The organism is Nocardia elegans NBRC 108235 (assembly GCF_001612845.1).
Classification (GTDB): Bacteria; Actinomycetota; Actinomycetes; order Mycobacteriales; family Mycobacteriaceae; genus Nocardia; species Nocardia nova.
The window spans coordinates 1-17,145 of the sequence record NZ_BDBF01000085.1 but is presented as its reverse complement, the minus strand read 5'-3'; the positions used below and the strand labels follow the sequence as shown (position 1 = coordinate 17,145).

General features: G+C 67.2%; 11 protein-coding genes and 1 pseudogene. 11 read left to right on the top strand and 1 reads right to left on the bottom strand.

The window, feature by feature from the left end; genetic code table 11:
* Positions 1-1,103 (bottom strand): annotated as a pseudogene (locus NE2_RS33530) (hypothetical protein); the annotation flags it as partial.
* A gap of 200 nt (positions 1,104-1,303) precedes the next feature.
* Here NE2_RS33530 and NE2_RS37515 point away from each other — a divergent pair.
* The 11 genes from NE2_RS37515 to eccD all read left to right on the top strand — a co-directional run bounded on the left by NE2_RS37515 (position 1,304) and on the right by eccD (position 17,037).
* Entirely contained in the window at positions 1,304-2,278 is a 975-nt protein-coding gene (locus NE2_RS37515; protein ID WP_063032665.1) for a C40 family peptidase, read from the top strand.
* 452 nt (positions 2,279-2,730) lie between these two features.
* A complete protein-coding gene (gene eccA, locus NE2_RS33520) occupies positions 2,731-4,485 on the top strand; it encodes a type VII secretion AAA-ATPase EccA (protein ID WP_063019203.1) in 1,755 nt (584 codons plus the stop codon).
* A 3-nt stretch (positions 4,486-4,488) separates the two neighbouring features.
* Positions 4,489-6,054, top strand: a complete 1,566-nt coding sequence (eccB, locus tag NE2_RS33515; protein WP_063032663.1) for a type VII secretion protein EccB — start codon at positions 4,489-4,491, stop codon at positions 6,052-6,054.
* Positions 6,054-10,064, top strand: a complete 4,011-nt coding sequence (gene eccCa / locus NE2_RS33510; RefSeq protein ID WP_063032661.1) for a type VII secretion protein EccCa — start codon at positions 6,054-6,056, stop codon at positions 10,062-10,064. The genes eccB and eccCa overlap by 1 nt, the downstream gene beginning before the upstream one ends.
* Positions 10,065-10,152: 88 nt before the next feature.
* Positions 10,153-10,470: a PE domain-containing protein gene (locus NE2_RS33505; RefSeq protein ID WP_030518535.1), complete on the top strand. Its 318-nt coding sequence runs from the start codon at positions 10,153-10,155 to the stop codon at positions 10,468-10,470.
* A 29-nt stretch (positions 10,471-10,499) separates the two neighbouring features.
* A complete protein-coding gene (locus tag NE2_RS33500) occupies positions 10,500-11,930 on the top strand; it encodes a PPE domain-containing protein (RefSeq protein WP_063032659.1) in 1,431 nt (476 codons plus the stop codon).
* 46 nt (positions 11,931-11,976) lie between these two features.
* On the top strand, positions 11,977-12,381 hold the full coding sequence (locus tag NE2_RS33495; RefSeq protein WP_063032657.1) for a hypothetical protein: 405 nt from the start codon (positions 11,977-11,979) through the stop codon (positions 12,379-12,381).
* Positions 12,382-12,426: 45 nt separating this feature from the next.
* Positions 12,427-12,741: a WXG100 family type VII secretion target gene (locus tag NE2_RS33490; protein WP_030518532.1), complete on the top strand. Its 315-nt coding sequence runs from the start codon at positions 12,427-12,429 to the stop codon at positions 12,739-12,741.
* Positions 12,742-12,744: 3 nt separating this feature from the next.
* Positions 12,745-13,614 (top strand): ESX secretion-associated protein EspG, encoded by an 870-nt coding sequence (locus tag NE2_RS33485; protein WP_228831516.1) that lies wholly within the window; start codon positions 12,745-12,747, stop codon positions 13,612-13,614.
* A 31-nt stretch (positions 13,615-13,645) separates the two neighbouring features.
* Positions 13,646-15,508, top strand: coding sequence for a CpaE/TadZ family protein (locus NE2_RS37390; protein ID WP_233429966.1), 1,863 nt, complete (start codon positions 13,646-13,648; stop codon positions 15,506-15,508).
* Positions 15,505-17,037, top strand: a complete 1,533-nt coding sequence (gene eccD / locus NE2_RS33475) for a type VII secretion integral membrane protein EccD (RefSeq protein WP_063032655.1) — start codon at positions 15,505-15,507, stop codon at positions 17,035-17,037. The genes NE2_RS37390 and eccD overlap by 4 nt, the downstream gene beginning before the upstream one ends.
* Positions 17,038-17,145: the final 108 nt, after the last annotated feature.

The following is a 17,145-nucleotide window of genomic DNA, read 5'->3' as shown; positions in this document are numbered from 1 at the left end:
GGCGCGGCTTGCGCGTTGGGTGCGGCGCCGTTCTGCTGCGCCTTCTCCGCTTCGCGCTCCTTGCGCTCCTCTTCCTTCTGGTGCTGTTCGGCGTTGTTCTGGATGAACTGCTGCACCATCGGCGCCAGGGACATCAGACCCATCGGCAACATCATGGCCAGCGGACCCAGCATCTGCGCGAGCCCGCCCAACCCACCGTCGCCGCCGCCGGCGCCGGCCTGCGCGGCGCCGCCGGATGTTGCGGTACCGCTCGACGCACCGGAACCGTTGCCGGAGCCGGAGCCCTGACCGGATCCGCTCTTGCTGTTGCCACCACCGGCCATGTTCGCGTTGTATTCGGCGACGGCGGAAACCTTCTGGCACACCGAGTCCAGGGTGTCGGCGATCTGCTCCATGAGTTTGAGCTCTTTGGCCGCCTTCAGCTTCTTGCTGAGCGGCCGCAGATCGACCTTGAGAGCATCCTTCAACTTGTTCACGTCGGCCATGACAGCGGCCAGCGTCTGATCCTTACCGTCCTTGACCTTGATAGACGTTTTGACGACCTCGGCGTCCATCTGCAGCAGGTAGCTTTGGCGGGCCCGGACCTTGGTCAGGGTCTGCTGGTAGACGTCGCTGGCCTCGCCTTTGCCCAGGTTCTGATAGACGGTGGTGGTGAGCAGATCGTTCACATTGGGCGGCGGCGTGGTCATGCCACGCCCCAGCAGATCCACAGTGGTCTGGATCGCGGTTTCCGCCAGTGCGACGAAACTCGTCAGGGCCGGCGACGCACCCGGTGGCGGGTCGAGTTCGATCGGCTTGCCGTAGTGCTGACCGACGCCGTCCGCTGTCGGGGTGGGTTTCGGCGTGGGCCCACCGGTCGTGTGGTCGGTTCCGGGTTTGTCACCGGGTTTGCCGTCGGTGGGAGGTTTGTCGCCGGTGGGAGGTTTGTCGCCCGGTTTGCCGTCGGTGGGGGGCTTATCGCCCGGTTTGCCATCCGTAGGCGGCTTCTCCCCGGGAGCGATGGCTGTGGCGGGGTCTGCCTGTACGAGGGTGACTCCCGCGACCTTGGTGTGTTGTTGTGCCAGTTGGCGCAGCCCCGCGGGGTCGATATCCATCTCCGCCATGCCCGACAATCCTTTCCGCCACCGACGACATCATTGTCGGCGCTTCCCGCAAATGGGAAGCTCGGTCGTTTCGCCATAACACGATCGGTGTCGCATAGTCGGAAACCAGTCTCCCGAGTGCGGGAGATCTGGAATTCACGTCGGCCATCCAGCGGCGCCGGCACAGGAGGCGGGCGGATGAGTGAGGGCGGGGCGATGGCATGGCGCCTGATCTGACCACCGATCTCAACGGGGTGCTGAACTCACTGCTCGGGCTGTACGGCCAGGGCAGTCCCGCACCGGGTACGGCCGGCACGGTCTCGACCACCGTCGCGAATATGGACAACAGCCACAACGGCTCCATCGCCCGCCACTACAGTGACGCCCGCGGCATGCAGGTATCGATCGCCGAGTCCCAGGCGGGTAAGGACGCGGTCGTGCACAAGGCGGTCGCCGCCGCCGGCGACGGCACGGTCACCGGACGCAATGCGCTCAACAACCGGATCGCCGACCTGCAATCGCGGCTGCAAGCCATCGCGGGTGTCGGCGATCTGCGGTTCAGCGGTCCGGCAATGTTGAACGCCGCGCACGCCACCATCGCCGACGCGACCAAACAGGTGGACGCCGATGTGGCCGCGGCGCACCGGCACGCGGCGACGATCCAGCCGCCGTCCGCCCCGGCTCCGGTCCACCGGCGGATCACGCCCGCGGGCCGCAGTCGGCGTCGCTCCCGGATACGAACCCGGGCCGGTGGCGGTGGGGGTGGTGGTGCACGCCCGAGCGCGGTGCGCAGTCGTCCGGTTCCGTCGGACGGCACCGCCGGCGGCAAGGCGGTGAGTGCGGCGAGCGCCTGGCTGGGCACGCCCTACGTATGGGGCGGTGGTGGCGCCGGCGGACCGAGCGGCGGCGGCTTCGACTGTTCGGGGCTGACCCAGTACGCGGTCGCGGAAGCGACCGACGGCCGAGTTCACTTGCCGCGCACGACATATGAGCAGATCTACTGCGGGGAGCGAATTTCGCCTCGCGATGTGCGGCCAGGTGATCTGGTCTTCCCGGCCGATTCGTTCTCCGCGCGCGGGCCCGAGCATGTGCAGCTCGCCGCCGGGAACGGGATGGTGATCGAGGCGCCGTACTCGGGTGCGACCGTACGGTGGGCGAGAATGCCCAGTGAAGCCGTCGTCGTCCGCGTCATGTGAGTTGTCTTCGAGGTGGGAGCGGCCGGTGGTCTGCTGACACCACCGGCCGCCGGGCGGGTGGCCGGCATCGGTGGGTGATACCGGCCCGTGCAGGGCTGCGGGCCTGCACCCCACGGCGGTCGGTTGCCGGATCGCGGCTCACGGCCGCCGCCCCGAGGTTCGGGCCGTCAGGATGAGGACTGCCGACCCGCGTCTCAATATACCGTTGAATGACGGCACGTCTTACGACGGCTCGCCGAATAAGTGTTGGTCCCTGCGTGGGCCGCCGATCCGCGTGGTGGCGGCGCCGGTGGGAAAACGTCTCGCTCCCAGGGGATTCGGCGAAACCGCCGGTGCTGTCGCGAACCGTGACGCTTCGCTCGCATTTCCCAAGACTGGGAATAGCGCTCCCACGGCTGGCGGCCTGGGTGTCTATCGTTCGGGCAGGCGAGTGCGGCGGAAGGGATGTCCAGGTGTCAGCGGCCGAGGACGCGTTCTACACGGGTGTTCAATCACTGGGATTGGTTGCCGGCGGGGTTCGCAACGAAGACAATGCGTTGGCGGCGTTCCGGGCCGCCACCGATCTGGATCCGGATATGTGCGATGCCTGGCTGGGGCGCGCGATGGCGGGGGAGATCACCTCCGAAGTCATCTACGGCGCCTACCGGTCGGTGCACAACCTGTACCGGGATCAACAGCGCGCCGGATTGGTCGATCGCGCGCTGTGGTGTCAGGTGGAGCTCGGTATGTACGGGCTGCGGGTGGCGATGGCCGACCGCGATCAGATCGCGATCGCGCAGGCGTGCTCGTACGCCCAGGGCGGCGAATGGGAAGAGGCCGCGGCCATTCTCGATCAGGTGCCCAGCGACGACGTTTCCGATTTCGTTCGCATGTCGCTGTACTACCGCACCGATCGCTGGCCGGATCTGCTGGCCGCGCGCACGGCCAAACCGGTTCTCGAGGACGGCCTGCTCGATATCGCCGCCGAGTTGATGGCCGCCGAATCCCTCGCGCGGATGGGACGATTCGGCGAAGCCATGCCGCGCGCCCAGCGCATCGTCGAGGACAGCGCCTCCGGAAGCCTGTCCTACATCTGGGCGGATGCGCACTTCCTGCTCGGAATGTTGTTGCGGCACAACGGCGACCACGATGCCGCCGAGAAGGTTCTGGCGGGTCTGCAAGGGTCTGCGCTGTGGTCCGAGCGGCCGCTGTGGCAGCGCGCCGTGCGCGACAAGACCTATCGCTTCGATGTGGTGACCCCCGAGGTGATCGGCTCTCGGACGAACGTCTGGGATCCGTCCTCGGGCGACGACCCGGCCGAGGTGGCCGCCACCGCGGCCAAGGCCGAGCGCGACACCCTGCTGGCCGAGGCGTCGGATCTGCTGGCGGCGCAGATCGGCATGGACTCGGTCAAGGAACAGGTCGAGCGGCTCAAGTCCGGGGTCCTGATGGATCAGGTTCGCGCCAAACGCGGCCTGGCGGTGGAATCCAAGACCCAGCACCTGATCTTCTCCGGCCCGCCCGGTACCGGTAAGACGACCATCGCCCGGGTGATCGCCAAGATCTTCGCGGGCCTGGGTGTGGTGGAGAACGCCGACGTCATCGAGGTCTCGCGTAACGATATGGTCGGCACTCACCTCGGCCACACCGCGCCCAAGACCAATGCGCTGATCGACTCGGCCCTCGGTGGCGTGCTGTTCATCGACGAGGCCTACACCCTGATTCAGGAGGGACTGTCCGGCGGCGACGCCTTCGGTAAGGAAGCCGTCGATACGCTGCTGGCCCGGATGGAGAACGACCGCGACAAACTCGTGGTGGTCATCGCCGGCTACGAGGACCAGATCGACCGCTTCCTGGCGTCCAACGACGGTCTGGCCTCCCGCTTCACCAAGCGCATCCGGTTCGCCAGTTACGATGCCGACGAACTGGTCCAGATCGCCGATCACATTGCGCGCAAGAAGGATTCGATCCTGTCCGACCAGGCGCGCGAGGTACTGCGGGACCGCTGCGCGGAACTCGCGCAGCAGACCCGCAACGGCCGCCGCCTGATCGATCTGGCCGGTAACGGCCGGTTCGTCCGCAATGTGGTGGAGGCGGCCGAGGCCGAACGCGACTACCGGTTCACGCGTGACAACGCCGATATCGCGAATATGTCCAACGAGGAACTGATGACCGTCGACGCGTTCGACATCACTGCCGCCCTGGCGGGGCTGGCGCCGACGAGCTGACCCATGGCCCGCTTCCGGGTGGTGACCAAACACCAGATCTCGGGGTGGCGGTTCCTGTTGCGCCGGATCGAGCACGCGCTGGTCCGGCGCGATGCCTCCATGGTCGACGATCCGCAGCGGGGCCGTTCCACCGCCTTGTCCATCGGCATCGCCCTGGCCTGCGTGGTCGTCGCCGGTGCCGCGGTGATGGCGTTCTTCAAACCGGCCAAGCAGGTCGGACAGGCGAATATCGTGTCCGACAAGGATTCCGGCGCGCTGTTCGTCAAGGTCGACAACCGCCTGTATCCCACGCTGAATCTGTCCTCGGCGCGGCTGATCACCGGCATGGCGGCCAATCCGGTACCCGTCTCCCGCGACGAGCTCGCGAAGTATCCGCGCGGTCCGTGGGTGGGGATTCCGGGTGCACCGGGCGTGATGAGCGATACGGGCGGCCGGGACTCCTCGTGGGCGGTGTGCGATACCGCGCGCATCGGCGCCGCCGCGCCCGTCGACCAGCGAACCGGTTTGCCCACCGCCGGGGCGGGGGTGCGGACCACCGTGATCGGTGGCGAGCTGACCGTGCAACCGGAGGGTGACGGCGCGATCCGCGATCTGGGCGCCGACGAGGCGCGTCTGCTGCGCCAGGACGACGACACGTGGCTGGTCTACAACAACGGTGATCACGGCGTCGTGCGAGCGGCGATCAACCTCGCCGATTCGGCGGTCACCCTGGCTCTCGGCATCGATGCCACCGCACCGGTGATCGAGGCTTCGAGGGGATTGATCGCCGCGATTCCGGAGGTACCGCCGTTGCGTGTGCCGGAGGTGCCCGGCGCCGGCGAGCCCGCCGTGCTGAAGGGCGGTATTTCCGCGCCCGTCGGCTCGGTGGTGACGGTGTCGAATCCCGGGCGGGGCGCGTCCTACTATCTGGTCTCCCAATCCGGGCTGGTCCAGGTCGGTTCCGTCCTGGCCGCGATGATTCGCAACTCGAATTCCCGTGGCGCCGTGGCGAGTATGACCGTCGGCCCCGACGCGGTGGCCCAGAATTTGCGTCCCGGTTCCTGGCCCGGCACCTCGACCTACCCGAGCCGGCCGGTCACGCTGGCCGATCCGGAGAAATTCGGCGTCACCTGCTTCCACTGGTCACGCGGAGCGACCGAGGCGAATGCCGTCACGCGCGCCTTGGTCGGACGGCAACTGCCGCTGCCGGGCGCCGAACAGAGTCAGGTCGTACCGCTGGTCACCGCACCCACCTCGCATGGCGCCACCGCCGATGCCGCCTATCTGCCGCGCAGCTCCGGCCGGTTCGTCCAGCTGACCGGAAACGATCCGAACTCCCCGCTGCGGGAATCGCTGTTCTGGATCTCCGACAGCGGTGTGCGGTACGGGATCAATGTCGGAACCGGTGCGGGTGACCACACCCTCGCCGCCCTCGGCCTGCAGGCGCCGGTGCCCGCGCCCTGGAGCATCGTGTCCCTGTTCGCCGTCGGCCCGACCCTGTCGACCGCGGACGCCCGTATCCAGCACGACGGAATCGCACCCGACAAGGCCGCGGTCGGCCTACCGGAGAAAACCGGGGGAGGAGCCTAGTGACGACGACCCGGCGCTTCGTACGGCCCGCGCGCACGGTGAAGGGCCCCAAGGCGCCCGCGGTCACCGAGTTACGCCTGCAACCACCCACCGAACTGCCCAAACCCGTTCCGGCGTCGCGAATCCGGATGATCATGCCGGTGGTCATGATGGCCGGTATGGGCGGGATGATGGTGATGATGTTCCGCAACGGCGGATCGTTCTCACCGACCATGCTGTTCTTCCCGATGATGATGGTCGTGTCGATGTTCGGCATGATGGGCGGCGCGTTGAGCGGCAACGGCGGTGGCGGCGCGGCGGGACTCAACGAGGAACGCAAGGACTATCTGCGCTCGATCGCCGAGAACCGCAAGACCGTGCACGCCGCCGAGGCCGAACTCTACGACTATCTGCGCTACACGCACCCGGGTCCCGCCGAGCTGTCCCGCCTCGTCGGTGGCAAACGCATGTGGGAAGTGCAGGTGTCCAGCCCGCAGTTCCTGCGCGTGCGCATCGGCCGGGGGCGGATCGCGAACCAGGTGCGCGTCATCGTTCCCGAGGCGGCGCCGACCTCCGACCTGGACCCGGTCGGCGTGGTCGAGGTGACCCGGTTCGCCAAGGCGTACTCCACGGTCGGCGGCATGCCGGTGGCGATCAATCTGCTGTCGGTTCCGCAGGTCGGATTCGACGGCGACCACGACGCCATGGCCGCGTTGGTGCGCGCGATGATCGCCGAGATCGTCGTCCTGCACGGGCCGGATCAGGTTGCCATCGCGGCGGTGCTGTCGGATCCCGATGCGCCGGAATGGAATTGGCTCAAATGGCTGCCGCATACGCAGCACCCCAATGATACGGACGCCATCGGATCCAGCCGGATGGTGTATCGGTCGGTAGGGGAATTGCGCTCCAAGGTGCTCGCCGGCCTCAATCGCGGGCCGTTCTCGGCCAACACCCAGCCGACCATGGATCGCACCCACTATCTGCTGCTCGTCGACACCGACGGGCCGACCAACGAACGAGACATCTCCGGCGTCGACGGCTGCACCTGGCTGCGGCTGGGTGTCGGGGAACAGAATCTGCCGCGGGCGCTGAAGTTCGTCGTCGACGAGGACCGGCGCCTGCAGGAGGTCACCTCGCGAGGTTTGCGGGCGGTCGGTGTCGGCGACACCATGTCGGTCACCGCGATCACCGCACTGGCTCGCAGTATCTCCTCGTATCGGCTGTCGAGTGTGGTCGAGGCGGTCACCGCGGAGCAGACCAGCGGCGGGACCTCGTGGGAGGAGATGGTCGGTGTTCTCGACCCGGGCGCGATCCGGGTGGAGCGGCAGTGGCCCCGCCGCCGCGACAGTGACCGCGGCCGGCTCAACATCCCGTTCGGTCACGATCCGACCGGCCAGGTGGTGTACCTCGACATCAAGGAATCCGCCGAAGAAGGTATGGGGCCGCACGGTATGTGCATCGGCGCCACCGGTTCCGGAAAGTCGGAATTCCTTCGTACCCTTGTCCTTTCGGCGATCGCCACGCACTCGCCGGATGTGCTGAACCTGCTGCTGGTCGACTTCAAGGGTGGTGCGACCTTCCTCGGTTTCGACCGGCTGCATCACGTCACCGCGGTCGTCACCAATATGGAGGAAGAAGCCGACCTCGTCACCCGTATGGAAGACGTCATCAGCGGTGAAATGGCCCGGCGGCAACGTATTCTGCGCGACGCCGGCAATTTCGCCAGTGTGGCGGACTACGAGCGGGCCCGCGAACAGGGCGCGCAACTGCCGCCGCTGCCGACGCTGCTGATCATCCTCGACGAATTCGCCGAACTGCTCGAACAGCATCCCAACTTCTCGAAACTGTTCGTCGCCATCGGCCGTCTGGGCCGGTCGCTGCGCATCCATCTGCTGCTGGCCTCGCAGAAGGTGCCGGCCAACCGCATGGGTGAACTCGAGGCGCACCTGTCGTATCGAGTCGCGTTGCGCACCAACCAGACCAGTGACTCCCGCGACGCCATCGGCACCGCCGACGCCTATCACCTGCCGAAGAAGCCCGGCGCCGGATATCTCCGGGTCGGATCCGGTGATCTGCAGCGCTTCCAAGCCGCCTACGTCGGCGCGCCGTACACCCCGCCCGCCCAAGCCGCGGCGTTGGGGACACAGCGCGCGCGCCGCCCCGGTGGGGGATACCGTCCCCCACAGGCCTTCACCGCTGCCTACATCGCGCCGAGCCGTGTCGAACCGGTGGCCCCGGCTCCGGTCGTCACCCGCCCCGAAGCTCCGGAGGCCGAACCGGTCACCCTGATGGAGACGGTCCTGCAGCAGTACGCCGGGCACGGACGCCGAGCGCACGCGATGTGGTTGCCGCCGTTGGGCATTCCGGCCACCCTGGAGCGTCTGGTGCCGGCGGTTCAACCCGGTACGTTGCAGCTGCCGCTGGCGATCGTCGACAAACCGCGGCAGCAGCGCCAGGACGTGTGGTCGGTGGACCTGTCCGCCGGTGGTGGACACATGGCGATCGTCGGTGGGCCGCAGTCGGGTAAGTCGACCGCGCTGCAAACCCTGGTCGTCTCCGCGGCCATGACGCACAGCCCGGAGCAGGTGCAGTTCTACTGCCTGGACTTCAGCGGAGGTCTGTCCAGCCTTCGCGCCATCCCGCACGTCGGGTCGGTGGCGTCGGCCCGGGACGTGGACCGCGTGCGCCGCACCTTCGCGCTGGTGACGAACCTACTGGCCTACCGGCAGTCGATGTTCACCGAACTCGGGATCGACAGCATGCGCGAATTCCGCAGGCGGCGAGCCGATCCCGTCGAATCCGAGAAACTGACCGCGTACGGGGACGCGCACGGGGACGTTTTCCTCGTCATCGACGGCTGGGATATCGGATTCGCGGTCAACGGACCGTTCTACGACGAATATTCACCGGTCATCGAATCCATTGCGCTGCAAGGCCTCAACTACGGCGTCCACCTGGTCCTGAGCAGTTCGCGCTGGGCGGCGATCCGGCCGGCGATCAAGGACCTGCTGCAGACCCGGCTGGAAATGCGTTTGGGCGACCTCACCGATACCGTATTCGGCAGCCACCGCGCCATTGTCGCGTCCATTCCGCCGGACCGGCCGGGACGCTGTATTTCCAGCGAAGCCTTGCACATGTTGACGGCGCTGCCGCGTATCGACGGCGTCGGAGATCCGGAGTCCGCGGCGGCCGGGCTGGCGGCCGCGGGCGAAGAACTCAACCGCCGCTACGAGGGCCGGCGCGCACCCGAGGTCCGGCTGCTGCCGTCGAAAATCGAATTGGATCGTATTCACGACGTTGTGCCGGAACCGACGAGTCTGGCTCAGCAGCTGGTGACTCCGTTCGGTGTGCGCGAATCCGATTTGGGCGTGGCGGCAGTGGATTTCGGCGTTTCCACGCACTTCATCGTGGTCGGATCACCCGGATGCGGAAAGTCCACGGTACTGGCGGATCTGATGCGTTCGATCGACCGGCGTTTCGGCCCGGATCAGGCGCGTATCCTGCTGATCGACTACCGTCGCCAGCATATGGACGTGGTTCCCGACGAACGGTTGATCGGCTATCTGACCAGCGAGCGGGATCTGCAGGAAGGCCTGCCGGGATTCGCGGACAAGATTCGCAGTCGGCGGCCTCCGGACGGCGTGACCTCGCAGCAGCTCAAGGAGCGCTCGTGGTGGAGCGGACCGGAGATATTCGTGGTGATCGACGATTACCACATGGTCGCGCAGCGCGGCATGCTCAATCCGCTCGATCCGCTGAAGGACATCATCGTCGACGGCCGTGACACGGGTCTGCACATCATCGTGGGACGTAATATCGCGCAAGCGGATTCGGCGATGTACGACAACATCATGGGTCAGATCAAGAACCTGAACTGCTCGGGCCTGATCATGGACGGCACCAAGCTCGACGGAATGCTCATCGGCGACGTGAAGGCAACGAAACAACCGCTCGGTCGCGGAATTCTGGTGGAGCCACTGCATTCGCGGCGCGATCTCGTGCAAGCCGCGTGGACACCGACCGAAGAGTGAGATCACCGACATCTTCCCAACATTGGGGATGCCTTAGCGTTCATCCTGTACCGCTCGTCGGAGGCGGTATCGTCGTTAGGAGAGGTCGATGTATCTCAATGTCACTCCTGAGAACTTCCCGGCTATCGCCTCGCAAATCGAATTCACCGCCACGGGATTACAGGGCGCTCTCGGAGCCCACATGCCGGCCTGTCAACCGCTGCCGCCGGGCATCGATGATGTGAGCCTGATGATCCCGGAGGTGTTGAACCCGTGGGGCGAAGGCTTTTTCTCGACAACCGCGCACGGCGCCGTGCTGCAGACCCAGGCCTCGGCCGTGATGCCCGAGGTGGGCACCGCGTATTCGGGTAGCGACATCCTCGCCGGCGCCGATGTCGCCACGCACGGCCCGATATTCAACGTGTAGCCAGCGATCGGCGAGCCGAGGTTGATGTCATGGCGTTCCTTTTCGACTTCCATGCGCTACCGCCGGAGATCAATACCTCTCGATTACTGAGCGGTCCGGGTCCGGCATCGACGTCCGCGACCTCCACCGCCTACGCGGACCTCGCGGCGCAACTGAATGCCGCGGCGGCCGATACCGAGGCGACGATGGCGACGATCTCCGGCTCGTGGCAGGGCATGTCGGCGGACAAGGCGCGGGCGGCATTCCAGAAGCATGCGGCATGGCTGCAGGAACAGGCCGCAGTAGCCGGCGCCGCCGCCGCGCTCGTGGGCGAGGTGGCTGCCGCGGCGAAGGGCGCGCGCGGTGCGATGACTCTGGTCAAGATCCATTTGGAAGCGAACAAGGCGGAGCGCAAAATGTTGCTCGCCAACATGGCTACGGCGAGTGCCATTTCCACCGCGGGTCCGGCGGGCGCTGTGGTGGGAGGTGCGATGCTGGCCGCGACCAGTGCGGCGCTCGCGGCCAACGAACTCGAGTACTTGTTCGTGATCTGGCCGGAGGCGGCTCTCGTCATGGACGGTTACGCGGGTACCGTGGTGCCCGCGCTGGCCGCCCTCCCGAAGCCGCTCACGGCACCACCGATCGTCGGTGGTGGCGCACCGCCGCCGGATATGCAGTACAAGATGGCCCCGGACACGACGACGACGCCGCGGCCCACCGCCTACCAGCATTCGACTATCACCGACACCGGCGGTAATTCGCACTCCACCACCGGGAATCAGAACACCTCGACGAGCAACTCTCATTCGGGCGGGGGTGACCAATCCTCGGGTGGCACCCACGACCCGTCGGGCCCGGGTGACGGGCCGCAAGGGACCGATCCCACCGGCACGGGCCCGGACAGCGGGTTGTCCGACCCCACCGGGGCAACGGACGCGCTGTCGCCGATGTCGGATTACGGCCAAAGCGGCGGCGAAGGATACGGTGACGATCCGATGGCCGGGCAGGACGGCCTGTACGGCATGTCGGCGACATCGCCCACCCTTGCCGGCCTGACCGGCGGAATCGGTAGCGCGGTGGCCTTTTCGATGATGCGCGGTGGTGTCGGCTCGATGCCCGGCGCCGCCACCGGATTCCGGATGCCCGGTAACTGGAATCCCGCGTCGTTCCGTGCCTTCGGCGCCGCGGACGGTCAGCCCACGACTGTGCCTCCGCGCCAGGGCCCTACGCGCGGGGCAACGGCACCCAAGGCACAGATGCGACGCCGCAAGGACGAGGAGCGCAAATCCAAGTCGGCGGTCTTCGTACCGGGTGAGCCGATGGACGTGCCCGTCCTGGAGAAGGTTCCGCTCGTCGGAGTTATCGAATACGCCGGCGACCGTAGAGAAGACCCGGTATTGGAACCTCAACTCGCGGTCGGTGTGATCGAGCGCATCGATGACGATGCGGCGATTCCGGCCACCCCCGAACGTCCCCGGTGAACAAGACCGAGGTCGCGTGTAATTCAACACCGGAAAGGAACCACAGATGAGTTACGTCTTCAACGGCGATCCCCACGAGTTGATCCCCGCCGCTCAGAAGGGCATCGGCCTGCAGGGTAACCACGAGGGATACCTCAAGGCCCTGCTCGCGGTCAAGGACGAGCTGGAGGCCGCGGTGCGGAGCCCGCAGGCCACACCGGCGATCGCCTCGTCCATGCAGAATGCGCTGGACAAGGGCAACCGGCTGGGCAACGCGTTCCAGGACATTCTCAATGTTCTGGTCGATTCGGCACACAAATTCAGTGCCGCCGACATGGACGCATACGCCGATCTCATCCGGCAGCAGGAGCAGTTGCACGGTGGTGCGCAGGCTCTCGGTACGGACATGGGCGCCGGTGCCGGCAACATCGCGAGCAGCACCATGTCAGGAAAAGTCGATATCGGCTTCTAGAGCAACGCAGTAATTCACATATCAATTATCCGAAAGGTTTTCGCCATGGCCGGTGGAATGCAGTACAAGTTCGGTGAAGTCGACACTCACACGCTGACGTTCGACAACATCGTCAAGAACATTCAGGAAAACAACGGTGCGCTGGATTCGCTGGCGAAGGGTCTGCAAAGCTCCTTCACGGGTGAAGCCGGTGATCAAGGTTGGGGCCCCAAGATCCACGAGCTCCTGAACAAGATCACCGACTACAACAACGCGCTCCATGCCCTGAACGCGACCGTGAAGAAGCACTGCGCCAGCGGTGGCGCGATGCAGGACACGGACAAACAGCAGGGTGGCCGGTTCCTGGCGCTCGAGATCTAGGCATTGCATCTCGACGATCAGGTGGTCGACGATCCCGTCGCGGTCGAAATCAACGTCGATGCCGCCCTGCTGTTGAAAACACTGGTCGGCATCGACTCGTATCCGCCGGTGCTGGCATTGCTGCCGAACATCTACCGCATCGAGGACCGGGACCGGGTCCACGAGGTGGTGGCCACTCAACTCACCGACGCGGGCGTACTCCTCGACGACGGACGAGTACATCCCGTGGTCGAGCGGTGGCTGCAATGCCTGTACCGGCCGGATGTGGAGCTGGCCGCTCGCATCGTGGATACGGGGCTGGACGGGGAACCACGCGGCATGCTGCGGATGTCGCTGGTTCGTTCGGGCCCCGATCACGTGCTGGCGGTGCGTAACGACGACCATGTCGTGCTCCAGTCGGTGTTCCAGCAGGACGAGGATCTGGACATCCTTGCCGGGGCGATCGTCTCGGCACTGGGGTCGGCACTCGCGGCCTCGTTCGAACCATGGCAGGTGTCGTCCGCGCAGGTCTCCGCCGTCGCAACCGAATTCGGCGAATCGGCCGAGCCGGCCGAATTACGGCGCGCCTTCGCGGAACTCGGCGCCCCGCCGCGGACCGCGGCGATACTCGAGCGAGCGTTGAACGAGGTGTTCCGGCGGGCGGAGGTGCTCGTGCTGGAGCACCACGACGGGGAATACCCGCGACCGGAGGTGTGTCTTTCCGTGCTGGACACCGTTTCCGGACGGCTCGTGGTGAGTCCGAGCGTGGCAATGGACGGTGAACTCTGGTCGACCTATCAACCGGGCGACGACGCGGCGATCCGGTCGGGGATCACCGCGCTGATCAACCTTTTACCCAGCCGGAGTTGGTTCGAAACCAGCCGAATCAGCTGAATTCGCAGCGGGTTTCGAGAAGGATGAGGATATGAACCGAGCACCGGATACGAACGGGCATACGGCCGAGTCCGTGCGGGCTCGGGGTGGTTACGACGCCTATTTCACGCCGATCCCCGAATCGGCAGAGCGGGCCGGAGCCGCCGAAATGACGAACGACGATATGCCGCGGTCGGCCTCGAGACCGGATGCGGCGCCAACCTCCGCCGGATCGGCGGCGGCCGCCGCGCAACCGATTTCACCGTCGGTCGGCGCACCCCAGCCGGCTACCGGGCCGACCGGCACGCCCGCGCCCGGCGGCGTGGCGGTACCGCCCGCGGGAGCCGCGTTCGCGCGGGAGAGCTACGGCGGTTTCGGCGATCTGCGTGCGAGTGGTGAGCGGAATCCGGCGCCCGGCGGATCGAGCAACACCGGCGCGCCCAGGCCCGACAGCGGCACAACCAACACCACGGTGGGACAACAGAACACAACGTCCGGACCCGTCGCGAACCCCGCGCAGGCCGGGGCGGCACATGCGGCGACCCCCGCACCACAGGGATCGACCACCGCCCCGCGCACGCCCACCGCCGCATCGCAATCTGCCGCCGCACCGCAGACATCCGCCGCCGCGCCGCAGACTGCCGCGCCGCAGACTGCGGTGTCGCAGACGGGCGCACCGGCGACATCCACATCCGCGCCGGCGCCGGCGTCCACGTCCGCCGCCGGTGCCACGCACGCCGGCACCCCCGCGACTTACGCGGCGGTGCAGCCGGATTCCCCGTCCGCCACCGGACAGGGCACTACGGCGGCATGGACCGCGAGCGCCGAGCAAACATCGTGGACGCCGCAGCCGGCAACCCCTGAGAGTCGTCCCGCGGCCTGGCAGCAACCGCAAGTGAGTGGATCCCAGCTTCCGGACCGGCTGAGCCAGGCCGAGGCCGCCGCCCGGGTCGAGGTGCTGCCGGCGACCCTGACCTCGATGGATCTGCTGGCCGATATCACCGCTGCCCGCCGGGCCCAGCTCAAGTCCACGAGCGGCATGCGGGGTGCGCTGAACAAGGTCGGTTTCAATCTGGGACTGTCGCCGGCCGAACAGCGCACCGAGGACCGTCGCGCCCGGATCCGCCGGCAGTTGAACGCGCCCTATCAGATCGCGGTGATCAGTGTGAAGGGCGGCGTCGGCCGCACCACGATCGCGGCGACCCTCGGATCCACGTTCGCCGGGCTGCGGCCCGACCGCGTGGTCGCCGTGGATGCCAACCCCGACTTCGGTGACCTGCCCTCGCGTACCGCGCCGCACCCCTACGGGCTGACCCTGCGCGATATGGCGCAGGCCGCCAATCTCGACGCGTTCTCGGCGGTGCATTCGTTCACGTCCATCAACAACGCCGATCTGGCGGTGCTGGCCTCGCCGTGGAGTACCGAGTCGATCGAGGCGCTGTCCGGCCGGGAATTCGGTGTCGCCGTGGAGACGCTGCGGCGGCACTACAACCTACTGGTCGTCGACTGCGGCACCGGCGTCCTCGATTCGATCACCCAGATGGTGCTGAAGACCAGTGATGCCATCGTGGTCGTCACACCCCCGACCGTCGGTGGCGTGAAGGGTGCCGTCGCGACCTTGAACTGGCTGAATTCGCATGGGCTGCAACATCTCATCGCCGGTTCGGTGGTGGCGATCGTGCATCAGCAGCCGGTCAAGCCGACCGTAGAGGTCGAACAGATCGAGAAGCTCTTCGCCACCGCGCAGCGCCCGACGCGGGTGGTGCCGTACGACGAGCATCTCGCCGAGGGCGGTGAGATCGATCTGCGCCTGCTCGACAAGACCACCCTGCTGGCCTTCGAGGAACTCGCCGCCGGCCTCGGTGACGGATTCCCCGGCTATCCGGGAGCGGCGACGAGCGGGGCCCGCCGATGAGCACGGCCGTCGCGGCGCCCGGTGCCGCCCCACGGGCGGCGGCACAACAGGCCGAGGTGGCGCGGGCACGGATCGCGGTCCTGGTCGCGACCTATCAGGTCGATGTGGTCGTTCCGACGAAGTTCGCCGTGGAGACCTTCATCGACGACCTGCTCGGGGTGCTCGACCGCGCGATCGACGACGAGACGGTGGATTTCACGCCACCCGCGGGTCAGTGGAGCCTGGCCCGGCCCGGTGAGCAGCCGATTCCGCGGTGGCGCAGCCTGGCCGACCACGACGTGGTCGACGGCACGGTGCTGATGCTGTCCGTGGTTGAGTCGGCCGAGGTGTTCACCCCGGTCGTCGAGGACATCACCGACGCACTCGCGGCGATCAACGAGCGCGAATTCGCGGAGTTCGATTCCGAAACCGTTGCCACGGTCGGTTCCGCGGCGCTGGGTGTCGGCGCGGTGGTGGCGACGGTCCTGTTGTCCTGGTCGTGGACTCGCAGCGGGTCGCTGTGGTGGTGCGGTCTGCCCGCTCTGCTGCTGGGCGCCGCCTGCTGGGGCGCCGCCGTGGTCGCGGGACGAGGCAGGACGCCCGCACGCGTCGTCCTCGGATTGGAATTGTCCGCACTGCCACTGCTTTTCGCGGGCGGCGCGATGCTCGTGCCGCCGGCCTACGGCCAGCCGGGTGGCTTCGCCGCGGCCAATATCGCGGCCGGCGCGGTGGTCGCCGCGGTCGCCGCGGTCACGATGGTGCGTGCGAGCGACTCCGGCACCTCGGCGCTGACCGCGGTCGCGACCCTCGGAGTGGTCCTGGCCTTCGCGGCACTGGTCCCGACCTACTTCGATGTATCTCTCGAAAAGGTCGCGGGCGGAATCGTCTTCGCCGCTGTGGTGCTGTTGACCGCGGCACCGCGACTGGCAGTGGTCGCGGCGCGCATCCGGCCGCCGGATCTGCCGGACCCCGGCAACGAGGTGGCGCCGGCCACGCTGACCGACATCTTCGACGCGGAAACCGTGCGTGACGATCAGCTCGATCAAAGCGTCGACCCGGAGCGGGAACTGCGGCCCAACACGAGAATCGAAACTCGCGCCCGGCTGGCCGTGACCAGCCTGCGCGGTCTCATCGCGGCGGTGTCGGCGCTGCTTGCGGGAGGTGTGGTCGTGGCCGCCGAACAGGCGCCCGGTGGTATCCGGGAGATCGTGCTGGGCGCCGCCGTGGCGGGCATTCTCGTCATGCGAGCGCGCTGGTATCCGGATCGGGTGCAGGCGGTTTCGCTGTGCGCGGCCTCGGCGGTCGCGACGGTGGGGGTCGCGGCGGTCACCGTCGGCGCGTACGGCACCGACTACGCGCGACTGGCTGTCGTCGGGGTGCTCGTCGTCGCCGCGGTGGCGGCCTGTGTCGCCGCCTTGCGGCTGCCTGGCCGGCGCCTGTCTCCGGTGACGCGACGAGTCATCGACCTGGTGGAGTACGCGCTCATCCTGCTGATTCCGGTGATCGCCTTCTGGATCATGGGCATATACACGGCGATGCGAGCGATCTGATGATCATGCGCAGACCGGTGAGCATGCTGCTCGCCGGATTGGTGGCGGCGCTGACGGTGGCGCCGGCGGCCGTCATCGCCCCGGCCGCGGCGGTGGATCCGCCCGAGG